The sequence below is a fragment of the Lysobacter xanthus genome (assembly GCF_047159895.1).
On sequence record NZ_BAAGAB020000027.1, the window covers coordinates 16851 to 33989 of the forward strand.

The 17139-nt window shown below is 70.4% G+C and carries 17 protein-coding genes; 11 read left to right on the top strand and 6 right to left on the bottom strand.

Translation table 11 applies throughout. From position 1 onward, the window contains the following. Window positions 1-21: 21 nt before the first annotated feature. The 4 genes from ctaD to ACY35P_RS08630 are packed head-to-tail and all read left to right on the top strand — an operon-like array spanning window position 22 to window position 3267. Window positions 22-1641 carry a cytochrome c oxidase subunit I gene (gene ctaD / locus ACY35P_RS08615; protein ID WP_462115420.1) on the top strand — a complete coding sequence of 540 codons (1620 nt, stop codon included), beginning with the start codon at window positions 22-24 and terminating at the stop codon, window positions 1639-1641. A 13-nt stretch (window positions 1642-1654) separates the two neighbouring features. Continuing rightward, window positions 1655-1789, top strand: a complete 135-nt coding sequence (locus ACY35P_RS08620) for a hypothetical protein (RefSeq protein ID WP_462115421.1) — start codon at window positions 1655-1657, stop codon at window positions 1787-1789. Continuing rightward, window positions 1786-2352: a cytochrome c oxidase assembly protein gene (locus ACY35P_RS08625; protein WP_462115422.1), complete on the top strand. Its 567-nt coding sequence runs from the start codon at window positions 1786-1788 to the stop codon at window positions 2350-2352. Before ACY35P_RS08620 ends, ACY35P_RS08625 begins: the two co-directional genes overlap by 4 nt. A 36-nt stretch (window positions 2353-2388) precedes the next feature. Further along, the gene (locus ACY35P_RS08630) at window positions 2389-3267 is read left to right on the top strand and encodes a cytochrome c oxidase subunit 3 (RefSeq protein ID WP_462115423.1); all 879 of its coding nucleotides are present in this window, start codon (window positions 2389-2391) and stop codon (window positions 3265-3267) included. A 61-nt stretch (window positions 3268-3328) separates the two neighbouring features. Here the strand turns inward: ACY35P_RS08630 and ACY35P_RS08635 are convergent, their stop codons facing one another. Continuing rightward, the gene (locus ACY35P_RS08635) at window positions 3329-3559 is read right to left on the bottom strand and encodes a twin transmembrane helix small protein (RefSeq protein WP_462115424.1); all 231 of its coding nucleotides are present in this window, start codon (window positions 3557-3559) and stop codon (window positions 3329-3331) included. A gap of 69 nt (window positions 3560-3628) precedes the next feature. On the opposite strand from ACY35P_RS08635, the gene ACY35P_RS08640 reads away from it, so the two are divergent. The 7 genes from ACY35P_RS08640 (at window position 3629) to ACY35P_RS08670 (ending at window position 10141) form a co-directional block, all read left to right on the top strand. Next, window positions 3629-4345, top strand: a complete 717-nt coding sequence (locus ACY35P_RS08640; RefSeq protein ID WP_462115425.1) for an SURF1 family protein — start codon at window positions 3629-3631, stop codon at window positions 4343-4345. Continuing rightward, complete coding sequence (locus tag ACY35P_RS08645; protein ID WP_462115426.1) at window positions 4342-4923, top strand: hypothetical protein; 582 nt, start codon at window positions 4342-4344, stop codon at window positions 4921-4923. Before ACY35P_RS08640 ends, ACY35P_RS08645 begins: the two co-directional genes overlap by 4 nt. Before the next feature lie 5 nt (window positions 4924-4928). Next, on the top strand, window positions 4929-6089 hold the full coding sequence (locus tag ACY35P_RS08650; RefSeq protein ID WP_462115427.1) for a COX15/CtaA family protein: 1161 nt from the start codon (window positions 4929-4931) through the stop codon (window positions 6087-6089). A 1-nt stretch (window position 6090) separates the two neighbouring features. Next, complete coding sequence (locus ACY35P_RS08655; protein WP_462115428.1) at window positions 6091-7011, top strand: heme o synthase; 921 nt, start codon at window positions 6091-6093, stop codon at window positions 7009-7011. Then, on the top strand, window positions 7008-7844 hold the full coding sequence (locus ACY35P_RS08660) for an alpha/beta hydrolase (protein ID WP_462115429.1): 837 nt from the start codon (window positions 7008-7010) through the stop codon (window positions 7842-7844). The genes ACY35P_RS08655 and ACY35P_RS08660 overlap by 4 nt, the downstream gene beginning before the upstream one ends. Before the next feature lie 72 nt (window positions 7845-7916). Continuing rightward, window positions 7917-9227 (top strand): Xaa-Pro dipeptidase, encoded by a 1311-nt coding sequence (locus ACY35P_RS08665; protein ID WP_462115430.1) that lies wholly within the window; start codon window positions 7917-7919, stop codon window positions 9225-9227. A gap of 134 nt (window positions 9228-9361) precedes the next feature. Beyond that, the gene (locus tag ACY35P_RS08670) at window positions 9362-10141 is read left to right on the top strand and encodes a dioxygenase family protein (protein ID WP_462115431.1); all 780 of its coding nucleotides are present in this window, start codon (window positions 9362-9364) and stop codon (window positions 10139-10141) included. A 9-nt stretch (window positions 10142-10150) separates the two neighbouring features. On the opposite strand, the gene ACY35P_RS08675 is transcribed toward ACY35P_RS08670, so the two are convergent. From ACY35P_RS08675 to ACY35P_RS08695, 5 genes are all read right to left on the bottom strand, one after another. Continuing rightward, on the bottom strand, window positions 10151-11227 hold the full coding sequence (locus ACY35P_RS08675) for an OmpA family protein (RefSeq protein WP_462115432.1): 1077 nt from the start codon (window positions 11225-11227) through the stop codon (window positions 10151-10153). A 77-nt stretch (window positions 11228-11304) separates the two neighbouring features. After that, complete coding sequence (gene dnaG / locus ACY35P_RS08680; RefSeq protein ID WP_462115433.1) at window positions 11305-13041, bottom strand: DNA primase; 1737 nt, start codon at window positions 13039-13041, stop codon at window positions 11305-11307. 219 nt (window positions 13042-13260) lie between these two features. Next, window positions 13261-14274, bottom strand: a complete 1014-nt coding sequence (locus ACY35P_RS08685; RefSeq protein WP_462115434.1) for a YihY/virulence factor BrkB family protein — start codon at window positions 14272-14274, stop codon at window positions 13261-13263. 63 nt (window positions 14275-14337) lie between these two features. Continuing rightward, complete coding sequence (locus ACY35P_RS08690) at window positions 14338-14781, bottom strand: GatB/YqeY domain-containing protein (RefSeq protein ID WP_462115435.1); 444 nt, start codon at window positions 14779-14781, stop codon at window positions 14338-14340. Window positions 14782-14825: 44 nt separating this feature from the next. Next, complete coding sequence (locus ACY35P_RS08695) at window positions 14826-16949, bottom strand: hybrid sensor histidine kinase/response regulator (protein WP_462115436.1); 2124 nt, start codon at window positions 16947-16949, stop codon at window positions 14826-14828. Between the last annotated feature and the right edge of the window lie 190 nt (window positions 16950-17139).

Consider the following 17139-nt stretch of genomic DNA (forward strand, 5'->3'; position numbering starts at 1 on the left):
GAATTACGCAGAGGTAGTCCCATGGCTGTCACGCATCCCGCCGCCGACCATCACACCGATGAGCACGGCCACCAGCAGGGCTTCATCGAGCGCTGGTTCTTCTCGACGAACCACAAGGACATCGGCACGCTGTACCTCGTGTTCTCGTTCACGATGTTCATCGTGGGCGCGTTCCTGTCGGTGCTGATCCGCGCCGAGCTGGCCAAGCCGGGCCTGCAGTACTTCGATCCGATGCTGTTCAACTCGTTCACCACCATGCACGCGCTGGTGATGATCTTCGGCGGCGTGATGCCGGCGTTCGTCGGCCTCGGCAACTGGATGATCCCGCTGCAGATCGGCGCGCCCGACATGGCGCTGCCGCGCATGAACAACTGGTCCTTCTGGATCATGCCGTTCGCGTTCACGCTGCTGCTGATGACGTACTTCCTGCCGGGCGGCGCGCCGGCCGGCGGCTGGACGCTGTATCCGCCGCTGTCGCTGCAGGGCGGCTACAACGTCGCGTTCGCGATCTTCGCGATCCACCTGATGGGCATCAGCTCGATCATGGGCGCGATCAACATCATCGCGACCATCCTCAACATGCGCGCCCCGGGCGTCGACCTGCTGAAGATGCCGATCTTCGTCTGGACCTGGCTGATCACTGCCTTCCTGCTGATCGCGGTCATGCCGGTGCTCGCCGGCGCGGTGACGATGCTGCTTACCGACAAGTACTTCCACACCAGCTTCTTCAACGTCGCCGGTGGCGGTGACCCGGTGATGTTCCAGCACATCTTCTGGTTCTTCGGGCACCCCGAGGTCTACATCATGATCCTGCCGGCGTTCGGCGTCGTGTCGGAGATCATCCCGACCTTCAGCCGCAAGCCGCTGTTCGGCTACCAGGCCATGGTGTACGCGACCGCCGCGATCGCCTTCCTCTCGTTCATCGTGTGGGCGCACCACATGTTCACCGTCGGCATGCCGCTCGGTGGCGAGATCTACTTCATGTTCGCGACGATGCTCATCTCGATCCCGACGGGCGTGAAGGTCTTCAACTGGGTCACCACCATGTGGCGCGGCTCGCTGACGTTCGAGGCGCCCATGAAGTGGGCGATCGCGTTCGTCATCCTGTTCACCATCGGCGGCTTCTCGGGCCTGATGCTCGCGATCGTGCCGGCGGACTTCCAGTACCACGACACCTACTTCGTCGTGGCGCACTTCCACTACGTGCTGGTGACCGGCGCGCTGTTCTCGATCATCGCGGCCGTCTACTACTGGTGGCCGAAGTGGACCGGCCGCATGTACAGCCAGGGCCTCGCGAACTTCCACTTCTGGTGGTCGATGCTGTTCGTGAACCTGCTGTTCTTCCCGCAGCACTTCCTCGGCCTGGCCGGCATGCCGCGCCGCATCCCCGACTACAACGTCGTGTTCGCGGACTGGAACCTGATCAGCTCGATCGGCGCGTTCGGCATGTTCGCCACGCCGTTCATCATGGCCTTCGTGCTGTGGCATTCGAAGAAGTACGGTGCGCCGGCGACGGCGCGCGTCTGGGAAGGCGCGAAGGGCCTGGAGTGGACCGTGCCGAGCCCGGCGCCCCACCACACCTTCACCGTGCCGCCGGTCATCCGTGACGGCGACCTCGCCCACGGCGACATCACGCACTGATCCGACCGCAGGCATGATCGCACCGAACGCCCCGCGTCCCACCGGCGACGCCCGCACCGCGCGGGCGCGTCGTACGGCGCTGGTTTTCGGGTTGTTCGCGATCGGCGTCTTCGCCGCGTTCATCGTCTTCACGGCGGTGACGCGATGAACGCGCCTGCCCGCGACGCCGGCTGGAAGAAGCTGGTCGTCGTCTCACTGCTGGCGTTCGGCTTCACCTTCAGCCTGGTGCCGCTGTACCGCATCGCCTGCGAGAAGGTCTTCGGCATCCGCCTCGCCAAGGGCCCGCAGCAGCAGGCCGGCGGCGCGGGCGCGGTGGGGACGCGCTGGGTGACGGTGCAGTTCGACGGCACGGTCAATTCCAAGCTCGACTGGCAGTTCCACCCCGACCAGCTCAGCATGCGCGTGCAGGTCGGCAAGCCGTACGAAACCACGTACTTCGCGAAGAACGACGCGCCGCGCCCGATCGTGGGCAGTGCCGCGCCGTCGGTCGCGCCCGCGCGCGCCTCGCAGTACTTCGTCAAGACCGAATGCTTCTGCTTCACCGCGCAGACGCTCGCCGCGGGTGAATCGCGCGAGATGCCGGTGCGTTTCATCGTCGACCCGGCGCTGCCCGCCGACGTCAAGACGATCACCCTGTCCTATACCTTCTTCCGCAACGATACGTTGACCGCGCGCCTGGGCTCCGTGCCCGCCGGCCGCGGCGCCCCGTAATCGCCGCGCCCCGAATCAGAACCACGGAACGCCGACATGGCCAACGCCCACCCGACCGATCCCAACGTGTACTTCGTGCCGCACAGCAGTCGCTGGCCGTTCTTCGGCTCGATCGCGCTGTTCGTCACCATGATCGGCTTCGCCAGCTGGCTCAACGAGATTTCGTGGGGACGCACGGCGTTCCTGGTCGGCGTCGCGATGACGCTCGCGGTGCTGTTCATGTGGTTCGGCGACGTGATCCGCGAGTCGGTGCGCGGGCACTACAACCGCCAGGTGGACGTCTCGTTCCGCATGGGGATGGTGTGGTTCATCTTCTCGGAAGTGATGTTCTTCGCGGCCTTCTTCGGCGCGCTGTTCTACACGCGCACCTTCGCGCTGCCGTGGATCGGTGGCGAAGGCGACGGCGCCGCAACGCACGCGATCCTCTGGCAGGGTTTCAGCTCGGGCTGGCCGAACAATGGCCCGGCCGGCGTCGGCGGTGCGTTCCGCACCATCCCGGCGTGGGGCCTGCCGCTGCTCAACACGCTGATCCTGCTCACCTCGGGCAGCACGGTCACCGCCGCGCACCATGCGCTCAAGGGCGGTCACCGCAAGGCGCTGCTGTTCTGGCTGGGCCTGACCGTCGCGCTCGGCTGCCTGTTCCTGTGGTTCCAGGCGCACGAGTACATGGAGGCCTACAAGGAGCTGAACCTGACGCTCGGCTCGGGCATCTACGGTTCGACGTTCTTCATGCTCACGGGCTTCCACGGCCTGCACGTGACGCTCGGCACGATCATGCTGGCGATCATCTGGCTGCGCTGCCTGCGCGGGCATTTCGACCGCGACAACCACTTCGCCTTCGAAGCCGTCGCCTGGTACTGGCATTTCGTCGACGTGGTCTGGCTCGGCCTCTTCCTGTTCGTCTACGTGCTGTAAGCACGCCGGCGCAGGAGGCGACGACGGGCCGGCACTGCCGGCCCGTTGCGCGTCTGGCGGTTCAGCGGGTCGGGTTGGAGCCGACGCCGTGGAAGTCGATCCAGCCCATCCAGGCCGCGAACACGATGGCCAGGATCAGCGCGATCGACAGCACGATGCGACGGGTCAGCGCATTGACCGTGCGCTTGCTGCCGCCCTTGTCGACCAGCATGTAGTACAGGCCGGCGCCGAGGTTCCAGAGGATCGCGATCAGGAACGCAATGACGAGCAGCGTCTTCAGCGAAGAGTTCAAGCGGATCTCCTGCAGCCGGCAGGGGCCGGTGCGACGCCGTGCATTATCGCGCGCAAGCGCCGGGGCGTCGTGAGCCGTTCGCGCCGCTTGCTCGTGGGCTGGGCCTTCGCGCTGCTGGTCGCGGCCGGCTTCGCCCGCCTGGGCGCGTGGCAGGCATCGCGCGCCGTGGAAAAGGAGCGGCTGCTCGCCGAAACCTCGAAGGTGTTGTCGGCCCGCCGCGCCGTTCCGCTCGCCGACGCCGCGGACCCGGCGCGCGCGCGCCAGTACGCCTGGGCCGCCGGGCGTGGCCGCTTCGTCGCCACCCCGCGCCTGATGCTCGACAACCAGCAGCGCGACGGCCGGGTCGGCATGCGCGCCTATGCGGTGTTCCAGCCCGACGCCGGCATGCCGCTGCTCGTCGACCTCGGCTGGCAGCCGGTCGCTCGCGACCGCGCGCTGCCGCCGATGTCGGTGCCCGCCGGCCGTCTCGACCTGCGCGGGCTGCTGGTGCCGCCGCCCGCCGCCGGCCTGCGCATGGGCGCGCCGATGGCGCGACAGGGCGACGGCTGGCTCGCGGTGCGTCTCGATCCCGACGCCGTGGCAAAGGCGCTGGCCCTGCCTTCGCTGGCGCCGCGCGTACTGCGGCTCGATCCCGCCCTGCCGTTCGGCTATCCGCGCGACCTGGAGCTGCTGGTCAACACGCTCCCGCCCGAGCGCCATCGCGGCTATGCGGTGCAGTGGTACGGCCTCGCGTTGACCGCACTCGCGATCGCCCTCGTCCTCACTTTCCGCCGGAGCCGAGCATGAGCACCGCGCCTGCCCCCGATACCCGCCGTCGCAACCGCTGGACCCTCGTCGCGATCCTCGTGCTGTTCTTCGGCTCGATGGGCGTCGCCGGGTTGCTCCGCTTCGCCGACATCCATCCGGCCGCCACGCGGCAGAAGGGCGAACTGCTCGATCCCTACGCGGACCTGCGCGACGCGAAGCTGCACACGCTCGACGGCGCCGCGTATCCGTGGGAGCCGATCAAGCGCACGTGGCGCGTCGTCGTCGCGGCACCGTCCGTGTGCGAGGAGACGTGCACGCGGCGCGCGCACGACATCGGCATCGTCTGGGAAGTGCTCAACAAGGATGCGCCGCGCGTCGACATCCTCTGGTGGTGCCGCGAGGCGCGCTGCGCCTGGCCGCAGGGCCTGCCCGCACCGTCGACACTCCGCCTGATCGCGCACGATGCGGCGCTCGAGCGGCTGCCGCGGGTGGACGTGCCCGGCGGCCTGCCGGTATACGTCGTCGATCCGAACGGCTTCGTCGTGCTGCGCTACGCGCCCGATGCCGACCTCGCCGGGCTCCGCGAGGACCTCGTCCGCCTTCTCAAGCTGCAGTGACCGCCATGGACCCGACTCCGCGGACCGGCACGGTCCGAACGACCTACCGCCACTTCCACCGCATCGCCTGGCTGGCGACCGCGCTCGCGCTGTGCGTGATCGTGTTCGGCGCGTTCGTGCGCCTGTCGAACGCCGGCATGAGCTGCCCCGACTGGCCGACGTGCTACGGGCGCGCCGCATGGCCGACGTATGCGGCCGAAGTGGTCGACCACGCCGCGACCTCGATCCGCGCGGTCGAGCCGCACAAGGCCTGGCGCGAGCAGCTGCACCGCCACCTCGCCGCATCGCTCGGCGTGCTGGTGCTGGTGCTCGCCCTGCTCGCCGCGCGGCGCCGCCGCGGCGGCGTCGTGCAGGTGGTCGCGGCCGCCGTGCTCGTCGCCGCGTCGATCCCGCTGTACATGCAGGCGCAGTACGGCATCGCCGCTGCGCTCGCCATCGCCGGCGAGCTGATCCTGCTCGCCGCTGCGCTGCGCTGGAACAACGGCGACCTGTCGCGCGCCACCTCGCTCACGCTGATGACCATCGTCTTCCAGGCCCTGCTCGGCATGTGGACGGTCACCTGGCTGCTGAAGCCGATCGTCGTGATGGGCCACCTGCTCGGCGGGCTGACGACGTTCTCGCTGCTGCTGTGGACCGCCTGGCGTGCGACGAACCTGCCGATCCGCCTCGCCGACGCGCACCTCGTCCGCCGCCTGCTGATCGCGGGCCTGGTGGTCCTCGGCCTGCAGATCGCACTCGGCGGCTGGGTCAGCGCCAACTACGCGGCGCTTGCCTGCGGCAACGATTTCCCGACCTGCGTCGGCCGCTGGATGCCCCCCGCGGATTTCCGCGAGGGCTTCGTGCTGTGGCGCGGCGTGGGCGTCGACTACGAGGGCGGTGTGCTCGACGGCGCGTCGCGCATCGCGATCCAGCTCGCGCACCGCGGCATGGCGGTGGTGGTCTTCGTCTACCTGCTGTGGCTCGCGCTGCGCCTGCTGCGCACGCCCGGGATGCGCGGCTGGGGCACGCTGCTCGGCCTCCTGACGCTTGCGCAGGTCTCGCTGGGCATCGCCAACGTGAAGCTCGGCCTGCCGCTGCACGTGGCGGTCGCGCACAACGCGGGCGCCGTGCTGCTGCTCGCCACGCTTGTCACCCTGCTCGCGCGCCTGCGCGAACCGAAGGTCTGACGTGGCCGCGGGACTGCGCCAGTACTGGTCGCTGACCAAGCCGCGCGTGGTCGCGCTGATCGTCTTCACCGCATTCGTCGGCATGTTCCTCGCCGTGCCGGGGCTGCCGCCGCTGAAGGAGTCGGTGATCGGCTTCCTCGGCATTTGGCTCGCCGCCGCATCCGCTGCGGCGATCAACCAGCTGCTCGACTCGCGCATCGACGCGAAGATGGCGCGCACGTCCTGGCGTCCGCTGGTGGTCGGCTCGATCACGCCGGCGCGGGCGCTGGCCTTCGCGCTCGTGCTGGGCGCTTTGTCGATGCTGCTGCTGGTCGTGTTCGTCAACACGATCACCGCGGTGCTCACCTTCGCTTCGCTGATCGGCTACGCGGTCGTCTATACGGTCTTCCTCAAGCGTGCGACGCCGCAGAACATCGTGATCGGCGGCATCGCCGGCGCCGCGCCGCCGCTGCTCGGCTGGTCGGCCGTGACCGGCATGCAGGGCGAATGGGACTGGGCGCATGCGCTGCTGCTCGTGCTCATCATCTTCGTGTGGACGCCGCCGCACTTCTGGGCCCTCGCGATCTTCCGTCGCGACGACTACGCCCGCGCGCTGGTGCCGATGCTGCCGGTGACGCACGGCGTGCAGTACACGCGCCTGCAGATCCTGATCTACACGGTGCTGCTGGTCGCGGTGACGGTCCTGCCGTGGGTCGCCGGCATGAGTGGGCTGTTCTACCTCGGCGGTGCGCTGGTGCTCGGCCTCGTGTTCCTGCGACACGCCTGGCGCCTGATGGATCCGCCGGACGAGCTGTACGCGATGAAGGTCTTCAACTACTCGATCGTCTACCTGATGGCGCTGTTCGCCTTCCTTCTGCTCGACCACTGGCTGCTGCCGTGGCTCGAGCCCGCGGCCACGCTGCAGTTCGCGCCGCAGGCATGAACATGCTGCTGCGCGCGGTCGCACTCGTGGCGCTGCTGCTCGCGGCCACGGCGTCGTCCGCGGCCACCGCGCCTGCACCGCTCACGGTCGGCGAGACGTACACGCTCGCCTCGAAGACGCTCGACGAAACCCGCCGCGTGAACGTGCTATTGCCGGCCGGCTACGCCGACGCGCCGGAACGTCGCTATCCGGTGCTGGTGCTGCTCGACGGCGGCATCGACGAGGACTTCCTGCACGTCGCCGGCCTCGTGCGCGTGCTCACCGGCAACGGCTCGATGCGCCCGGTCATCCTCGTCGGCATCGAGAACACCCAACGCCGTCGCGACACCACGGGCCCCACCGAAGACCCCGAGGATCGCGCGATCGCGCCCGTGGTCGGCGGCTCGGCCACCTTCCGCCGCTTCCTGCGTGACGAGCTGCTGCCCGACGTGCGGGCCCGCTACCGCACCAGCGGCGAGGACGCGCTGATGGGCGAGTCGCTCGCCGGCCTGTTCGCGATCGAAACCTTCGCGCGCACGCCCGAGCTGTTCGACGCCTACATCGCGGTCGATCCCAGCCTGTGGTGGAACCGAAGCGCGCTGATCGACTCCGCGCCGCAGTGGCTCGCGAAGCAGCCCGGGTCGCTGAAGGCGAAGGTCTACGTCGCCACCGGGCGCGAGGGCAGCGCCGCCGAGGGCATGCGCCGCTTCCTGGACCTGCTAGCGACGCGTGCCCACGCCGGCGTACGCACGTGGGCGAAGGCGCTGCCGGACTACACGCATGCGACGGTGTTCCATCCCGCGGCGCTGCTCGCATTGCCGACCGTGTTCCCGCCGGATCCGCCGGCGAAGTAAACGCGACGTCCGTCGGGCGGGCGCACCGGTGCGGCTGCCTATACTGGCCGCCTCTCCGAACGCGTTGCCGACATGCCCGCCATCCCGCGCTTTCCGTCGTCCGTCCCCGCCCGTTCCGCGCTCCTGCTCGCCCTCGCGGCCGCCGCGTTCGCCGCGGGCGCACAGCCGGCACCGCGGGCCACCGTGGTGACCGCCGATCGCCTGCTCGACGTGCGCACCGGCCGCTATGTCGACCATCCGCAGGTGCTGGTGCAGGGCGAGCGCATCGTGTCCATCGGCCATGCCGGCGACAGCGTGCCCGCCGGCGCGAAGCGCGTCGACCTGCCCGGCATGACGCTGCTGCCCGGCCTGATCGACATGCACGTGCACCTCGACAGCGACCCGACCTACGGCGGCTACACCGGCCTGCAGTTCGGCGACCGCTTCTGGTCGGTGCTGCAGGTGCCGAACGCACAGAAGACGCTGGCCGCCGGCTTCACCACCGTGCGCAACGTCGGCAGCGAAGCCTGGGACGACGTCGGCCTGCGGCAGGCGATCGACGAGCACAAGATCACCGGCCCACGCGTGGTCACCGCGACGTACGCGGTCGGTGCCACCGGCGGCCACTGCGATTCCACCTTCTTCCCGCCGTCGATGGACCAGAAGGGCGCGTACAACGTCGACAGCCCCGAGGAAGGCCGCAAGGTGGTGCGCACGCTGAAGAAGTACGGCGCGCAGGTGATCAAGATCTGCGCCACGGGCGGCGTCTTCAGCCACGGCGACGAGCCGGGTGCGCAGCAGCTCACGCTCGACGAGATGCGCGCGATCGTCGACGAGGCCCACATGGCGTCGATGAAGGTGGCCGCGCACGCGCACGGCGCGGCGGGCATCAAGGACGCGATCCGCGCCGGCGTCGACACCATCGAGCACGCCTCGCTCATCGACGACGAAGGCATCCGCCTCGCCAGGCAGCGCGGCGCATGGCTGTCGATGGACATCTACAACACCGACTACACGCAGTCCGAGGGCAAGAAGAACGGCGTGCTCGAGGACAACCTGCGCAAGGACCGCGAGATCGGCGACATCCAGCGCGAGAACTTCCGCAAGGCGTTCAAGGCCGGCGTCGGCATGGTCTTCGGCAGCGACGCCGGCGTGTATCCGCACGGCGACAACGCGAAGCAGTTCGCGGTGATGGTGAAGTACGGCATGACGCCGGTGCAGGCGATCCAGGCAGCTACGGTCAATGCCGCGCAGGCGCTGGCCAGCAAGGACGTCGGCGTGGTCGAGGCCGGTCGCTTCGCCGACCTCATCGCCGTGCCGGGCGACCCCGCGCAGGACGTCCGCACGCTGGAAGCCGTGCCCTTCGTGATGAAGGGCGGCGAGGTCGTTCGCGACGCCCGCTGAGGCGCGCTGAACGCGAGGCGGCCGCGTCGTCCCGTTCGCGGGACGGTCGATTGCGGGCGCGACGATGGCGCCGTGACGGGGCGGCGCCCAGATTCGGGGGATGGCCGCCTCGCGGCCGCACCGGAGCCGCCCGCATGTCCCCGTCGCCCGCCCTGTTCGTCTCCCATGGCTCGCCGATGTTCGCCGTCGAGCCCGGCCGCCTCGGCCCCGAGCTGGCGGCGCTGGGCCGCCGGCTCGACGGCACGCCCGCGATCGTCATCGTCTCGCCGCACTGGATGACGCCGGGGCTCGAGGTCACGGGCGCCGCGCGACCCGAGACCATCCACGACTTCGGCGGCTTCCCGGAGGCGCTCTACCGGCTGCGCTACGAAGCACCCGGCGAACCGGCCGTCGCGGACGAAGTCGTGCAAGCCCTGCGCACCGCCGGGCTCGATGCGCGCATCGACGCCACGCGCGGGCGCGACCACGGCGCCTGGGTGCCGGCGATGCACCTGCGCCCGGCGGCCGACCTGCCCGTGCTGCAGGTCTCGCTGCCGCAGTCGCTCGATGCCGCCGGCGCCCTGCGACTCGGCCGCGCGCTGGCGCCGCTGCGCGCGCGCGGGATCGTCGTCGTCGGTTCGGGCAGCCTCACGCACAACCTGTTCGAGTTCCGCCGCGACGTGCGCGACCCGGAGTACGCGCAGGCCTTCGCCGACTGGATCCGCGAGGCGGCGTTGCGCGGGGACGTCGACGCGCTCGTCGACTACCGCCGCCGTGCGCCGCATGCGGTGCGCGCGCATCCGACCGAAGAACACTTCCTGCCGCTGCTGGTCGCGCTCGGCGCGGGGCAGGGCGACGCACCCGACTGGATCGAAGGCGGGCTCACCTACGGCACGCTGTCGATGGATTCCTGCGCCTGGGGCCTTGCCGCTTGAGCGACCGGCTCAGCGCTTGACCAGCTCCACGCGCCGGTTCTTCGCGCGGCCCGCCTCGCTGCCGTTGTCGGCGATCGGCTTGGTCATCCCGGCGCCGGCCGCCTGCAGGCGCGCCTCGTCGATGCCGAAGTCCTCCACGAGCGCGGCGACCACGGCATCCGCACGCCGGGTCGACAGCTTGAGGTTCGCCGCCGCGTCGCCGACGTTGTCGGTATGGCCGACCACCTGCAGCTTGAGCGCGGGCGCGTCCTTCAGCAGCGTCGCGATCTGTTCGAGCGTCGGTCGCGAGGCGTCCTTCACCGTCGACTTGTTCGTGTCGAAGTACAGGCCGTAGAGCGCGATGCGGCCCTCGGCGGCGAGCGCCTTCGCCATGTCGCCGGCGGTCACCGTCACCATGCGGTCCTGCCGTGCCTTCGGCGCGATCGCGGTGACGAGCACCGCCGTGCGACCGTTGATCGCCGCGCAGTAATTGCCGTTGCCGGCGACGGTCCACGCCATCACCGCGAGCGTGCGCAGGCCGCCCGCGCCGTCCGGCAGGCGCGCGAGCAGGTAGCGCTGGTCGGTCATGCCGTCGTCCGCGCAGTCGGCGGTGCCCAGCGTCGGCGCCTTCGCGATCGTCTCCGGATACAGGCGCATCAGCAGGCCCTGGTCGCCACCGCCGTCGTCGCTGCCGCGCAGCGCACCGCCGCAGCCGCCCGTGCCGCCCGTGCAGCCGAACAGCGACCGGCCGCCGGCCGCGCGGATCGTGTCCACATAGCCGCGCATCACTTCCAGCGTCGAATGTCCGCCCGGCACGACGTACAGCAGGCGCGTCACCTCGCCCTCGGCGGTCACCGAGCGCCGCGGCTCGGCGAGCGTGTTGTTGTGCGCATCGCTGGTGCCGGGCTTGAGCACGAGCGGCGACGCCGGCAGCGACACCGCGTCGAAGTCGCGATGGTCGTAATTGACGATGACGCTGCCTTCGAAGCGCTTGAGCCAGGCCGGATCCGCGCTGCCGGGGAGGTCCTTCACCGGGTCCACCGCATCGGCGCGGGCGAGCGGGGCGGCGAGGGCGAGCAGCAGGGCGAAGGCAGGCAGAAGGCGCATGGCGGGTCCGTGTGCGAGGCGATGGCGCACGATATCGCCGCCATCGCATGCGCGGATCGCCGTCCGGCGGACCGGGATCAGCTGCGTCGCACCTGCAGCGTACGCAGCTCGGCCTTTTCCGAGTCGTCCAGGCCGGACATGCCGACCTCGGAAATCTTCGCCTGCAACTCGTCCACGCGCTGCTGCATCGTGGCCTGCTCGAGCTGGCGCACGTTGTCGAGCAGCTCCTCGCGCCACTTCGCGTCGATGCCCGGCAGCGTCTGCACCGCGAGCTTCTGCAGCGGCTCGTGTTCCTCGCGCCCCTCGAAATGCTCGACGAGCGCGGCCGCGCCGACGTCGGGCCGCGCATGCACGAGGCCGATCAGTTCGACGAGCAGCGGAACGCCGGGCTGGCGCAGGATCGCGAACGGTGGATCGGCGGCGATCTCCAGCGCGAGCGCGGGCTTGTGCAGCAGGCGCAGGATCGCGCTGCGCACCAGGCTCTGCTTCGGCGGCGGGGCATGCCGGCCCGGCGTGCGCGCACGCTGCGCGGGCACGTGCGTGTCCGGCGACGCGGTGCGTGCACCGACGCCGGTGAGCTCGGTGAGCCGTTGGCGCATCAGGTCGGCGAAGGCGCCGTCGGGAATCTGGGCGAGCAGCGGCTTCGCGCGCTCGGCGAGGCGTCCCTTGCCTTCGAGCGTCGCGAGGTTCACGTCGTGCGCGAGGCTGTCGAACAGGAACTGCGACAGCGGCGTCGCCGACTGCAGGCGCGCCTCGAAACCGTCGCGACCTTCGTTGCGCACGATGCTGTCGGGGTCCTCGCCCTCGGGCAGGAACAGGAAGAACGCCTGCCGCCCGTCCTTCATGCGTGGCAGCACGGATTCCACCGCCTTCCACGCCGCGCCGCGTCCGGCGCGATCACCGTCGAAGCAGAAGAAGACGTCGGGCGCGTTGCGGAACAGCAGCTCGGCATGGTCGGACGTGGTCGCGGTGCCGAGCGTGGCCACGGCCTGCGTCACGCCGTTCTGGAACAGCGCGATCACGTCCATGTAGCCCTCGACGACGATCAGCCGCTCGATCTTCGAGTTCGCGCCGCGCACCTGCCACAGGCCGTAGAGCTCGCGGCCCTTGTGGAACAGGCGCGTCTCCGGCGAGTTGAGGTATTTCGGGCCGTCGTCCTTGTCGATCACGCGGCCGCCGAAGGCGATCGGACGCCCGCGGCGATCGTGGATCGGGAACATCACGCGGTCGCGGAACTTGTCGTAGACGCGGCCGGTGTCGTTCTTGGAGAACAGGCCCGCGCGCTCGAGCAGCGCGAGCCGTTGCGGGCTGGTGCCGAGCGCGTTCTTCAGCGCCTCGAAGCCGTCCGGCGCGTAGCCGAGCTGGAACTTCTCGCGCACCGCGTCGGATACGCCGCGTCGTTCGAAATACTCGCGCGCCTTCGCGCTCGACGCGAGCTGCTGGCGGAAGAAGGTCGTGGCCGATTCGAGCATCGCGTACAGCTCGAGCAGCTGCGGATCAGCCGCACGCTGCTGCGTGTCCTTCGGCACCTCCATGCCGACCTGCTTGGCCAGCTCGTCGACGGCGTCGAGGAACTCCAGCCGGTCGTACTGCATGACGAAGCTGATGGCGGTGCCGTGCGCACCGCAACCGAAGCAGTGATAGAACTGCTTGACCGGCGAGACGGTGAAGCTCGGCGAGCGCTCGTCGTGGAACGGACAGCGCGCGGAGAACTCCTTGCCCTGCCGCTTGAGCGGCACGCGGCTGCCGACCACCTCGACGATGTCGGTGCGGGCGAGGAGATCGTCGATGAAAGCGTCGGGGATGCGGGCCATCGGGGCGGTTCGGGAATCTCGTCGACGAGTATCGCAGCGCGGGGCACCGGGCGGGGCACGGCGTGCCGGACGGGCCCGCGCGCGCCGGATGCGGCCCTGCGAGCCGCGCATCGCAGCGGGCTTTCCCGGCGCGGCCCGCGCGACGCGATGCGACCGCCGTCGATCGATGCCTCGCCGTTGTCGACGCTCGCAGAGCCGTGCCTCAGCCGTTGCGACGCCTCAGGCGTTCGCGACGGGCGCCGGCGCCGGCCCGAGGCGCTCGTCGATGGTCGCCGTCACCACCGCGCCGCCGAACAGGATCATCGCGGCGTAGTACATCCACAGCATGGTCAGCACCAGCGTGCCCATCGCGCCGTAGGCCGAGGCCGTGCCCTGGTGCGCGAGGTACCAGGCGATCGCGCCGCGGCCGGCGACGAACAGCACCGACGTGAGCGCGCCGCCGGCCAGCGAGAGCCGCCAGCGCACGCGGCGGTCGGGCAGGAAGTGGTACATCAGCGCGAAGGTGAAGGCGTAGACGATCAGCGCTGCCAGCATCGCCGCGAGGCCCTCGCCGCGCGCGAAGCGCCCGATGGTGAGGTCGAGCACGGTGGTCACCGTCATCGAGACCACCAGCAGGAACACCACGGCGAGCACCAGCCCGAACGAGAGCAGGCGCTTCTGCACCCAGTTCCACAGGCCGGGCAGGGCGGTGGCGTCGGTGCGGAAGATGCGGTTGAGCGCGTCCTGCAGCTGCACGAACACCGCGCTCGCGCCGGCGATCAGCAGCCCCACGCTCCACCAGCCGGCGATCGAACCGGTGTCGGGCGTGGAGGCCGCCTGCTGCAGGATCGTGCGCGCGACCGACTGCGCCTCCGGCCCCACGAGCATCCCGACCTGCGCGACCACCGCGGTCTGCATCGCCTCGCTCGAGGCCGTCAGCCACAGCAGGAGCAGCACCAGCGGGCCGATCGACAGCGCGGCGTAGAAGGCCAGCGCGGCGGCGCGGGTGATCACTTCGGAATCGAGGAACCGCCGCAGCAGTGCCATCGGCAGCGAGCCGATGCTCGCGCGGCGCACCACCTTGCGCACGTCGACCGGGGGCGGCGCGCCGTCGGCCTGGGTGATCGACGCCTTCTCGGTCGGATCGAGCTGCGCGACCACCGGCGGAGCGTCGGCCGCGGCGGGCGTGCTGCCGGTCGCGGCCGGCGTCGTGCCCGCGTTGCCGGGCGTTTCGGGGGGGACGGACGGGGCCATGCCGGCAGCCTCGCGCAGCGGGCGTCACGGCGTCGCGAGCGGTCGCCGCGACGCCGCGGCGGATCAGCCCAGCTTCGCCTTGACCCGCTTGGACACCAGGCCCATGTCCGCCTGCCCGGCCAGCCGCGGCTTGAGCACGCCCATCAGCTTGCCGATGTCGGCCGCACCCGAGGCGCCGGTTTCGGCCATGGCCGCGTCGATCGCCGCATCGATCTCGGCCTCGCCGAGCTTGGCCGGCAGGTAGCGCTCGATCACGGTGATCTCGTCGCGCTCGATCTGCGCCAGGTCCTCGCGCGAAGCGGCTTCGTACTGCGTCACCGAGTCGCGGCGCTGCTTGACCATCTTGTCGAGCACGGCCAGCACCGCGGCGTCGTCGAGCTCCACGCGCTCGTCGACTTCCTTCTGCTTGATGGCCGCGTTGACGAGGCGGATCACGCCGAGCGTGGCCTTGTCGCCGCCCTTCATGGCGGCCTTCATGTCGTCGGTGAGTCGCTGCTTGAGGCTCATGGCGCGCGGCCTGGTCGGAAACGGGAGCCCATCAGGATACCGCGCTACGTCGGCTCGCCCCGCCAGCCGCTGAGCGACTGCGCCACCGCCACCAGCTCCGCCGGCTGCACCGGCTTGGGCACGTGCACCTGGAAGCCGCTCGCCAGCGCGCGCATGCGGTCCTCGGCCCGCGCATACGCGGTGAGCGCGATGGCCGGCACGGCGCTGCGGCCCATGCCCGTCTCCCACGTGCGCAAGGCCTCGATGAAGGCATAGCCGTCCATGCCGGGCATGCCGATGTCGCTGATCACCACGTCGGGCCGCGTGCCGCGCAGCACGTCGAGCGCGGTCGCGGCCGAAGCGCAGGCGACCACGCGCGCGCCATGCGCTTCAAGCACCGCGGCCAGCATCGCGCGCGAATCCGCATCGTCCTCCACCAGCACGATGTGGCGGCCCGCCAGCGCATCGAGGCCCGGCTCGGCCGGCACCGACGTCGGGTCGACGCGGCGACGGTCCAGCGGCGCTTCGGCGGGGGCCGTCGACACGGGCAGCCGCACGGTGAATTCGGTGCCGCGGCCGGCGCCCTCGCTCGACACGTCCACCGTGCCCCCGTGCATCTCCACCAGGTGGCGCACGATCGACAGGCCGAGGCCCAGGCCGCCGTGCTCGCGGGTCGACGACGCGTCCACCTGGCTGAAGCGGTCGAAGACGTACGGCAGGAACTGCGGTGCGATGCCGCGCCCGGTATCGCGCACGCGCAGCTCGATGTCGGTGTCGGTGCGACGCAGGTCGACGTCCACCCGGCCGCCGCGGTCGGTGAACTTCACCGCATTGGTGACGAGGTTCCACACCACCTGCTGCAGGCGGTCGGGATCGGCGCGCAGGCGCCCGACGTCGCGCGCGACGTGCACCTCCAGCCGCACGTCGCGGGCGAGGGCGGCGGGGCGCACCGCATCCATCGCCGCTTCGACGGGCTGCGCGGGATCGATGTCGCGCACCGAGAGGTGCAGCTTGCCGCTGACGATGCGCGAGATGTCGAGCAGGTCCTCGATGATCTGCGCCTGCACGCGCGCATTGCGGTCGATCGTCGCCACCGCGCGGTCCGCCATTTCGGGCGCCAGCCGCCCCGAGGCGAGCATGCCGCTCCAGCCCAGGATCGACGTCAGCGGCGTGCGCAGCTCGTGCGAGATCGTGGCGAGGAACTCGTCCTTCATCTGGCTCGCGCGGCTCGCCTCCTGGTAGAGGGTCGCCTTCTCGCGGGCCTCGGCTTCCGCGACGCGGAACTGGCGCAGTCGCGCCATGCCGATCGCCGCGAGCGCCCCGAGCGACTCCACCGTGCGCATGTGCGTGGTGGTGAATACCCCGGGTTTCGCGTGGCCGAAGAACAGCCCGCCCAGCACCTCGCCGGTGTCACTTTTCACCGGCACGGCGAGGTAGCTGCGCACCGGCAGATGGCCCTCCGGCATGCCGTGGTGCGGCGCCCACTGCCCGTAGCGCGGGTCGCGCAGCACGTCCTCGATGCAGATCGTGCCTTCGCCCCGGAACGTCGGGCCGAACAGCGGCGTAGCGCGCGGATGCGCGAACTTGGAGAAATTCTCGGCCGGCACGCCCGACAGCGCATAGAGCATGTAGGCGTCGCCGCCCGCCTGCTCCACGTTGTAGAAGAACGCCCCGAAGTCCGCGCCCGTGAGCCGGGTGGCGGTATCGGTGACGGCCTGCACCATCCGGCCCAGGTCGAGCTCGTGCAGCATCAGCTCGGAGAGCTGGCGCACCGCCACCTCCTCGGCATCGCGCTGCTTCTCGCGGCTGATCTCGCGCACCTCGATCACCGTGCCCACCACGCGCCCGTCCTGCCGGATCGGGCTGGCGGTGAAGGCCACCGGATAGAAGTGCCCGTCGCGATGCACGAACACCTCTTCGCCCTGCTCCTGCATGTTCTGCGGTGCGGCGCGATCGATCGGGCAGTCCGCCAGCGGGTAGGGCCGGCCGTCGGGATGCGTGTGGTGCACGAAGTCGTGCAGCGGCTGCCCGCGCACCTCGTCCAGCCGATACCCCGTCAGCGCCTCGGCCGAGGCATTCATGTAGATGCAGTGCTGGCGCTCGTCCATCACGAACAGCGCGACGGTGGCGTTCTCGCAGACCGCCTGCAGCTGGCCGAGGGGGGAGACGAGGGCGGAAGTGGGGGGCATCGGCGCAGTCTCGCCCGGCGGCGGTGGAGAGATTGCATGCTAGCGGCCCGTTGCCGTGGCCGACACATGCGGTACGCTTGCACCGTCGCGAAGCGGCACCGGCGTCCAGGATCGGACGCGCTCGGCGGAAGGGAGGTCCGCATGCACGACAGTTCCGTGCTCTATGTCCGTGGCGCCTATCGCGTGGTCG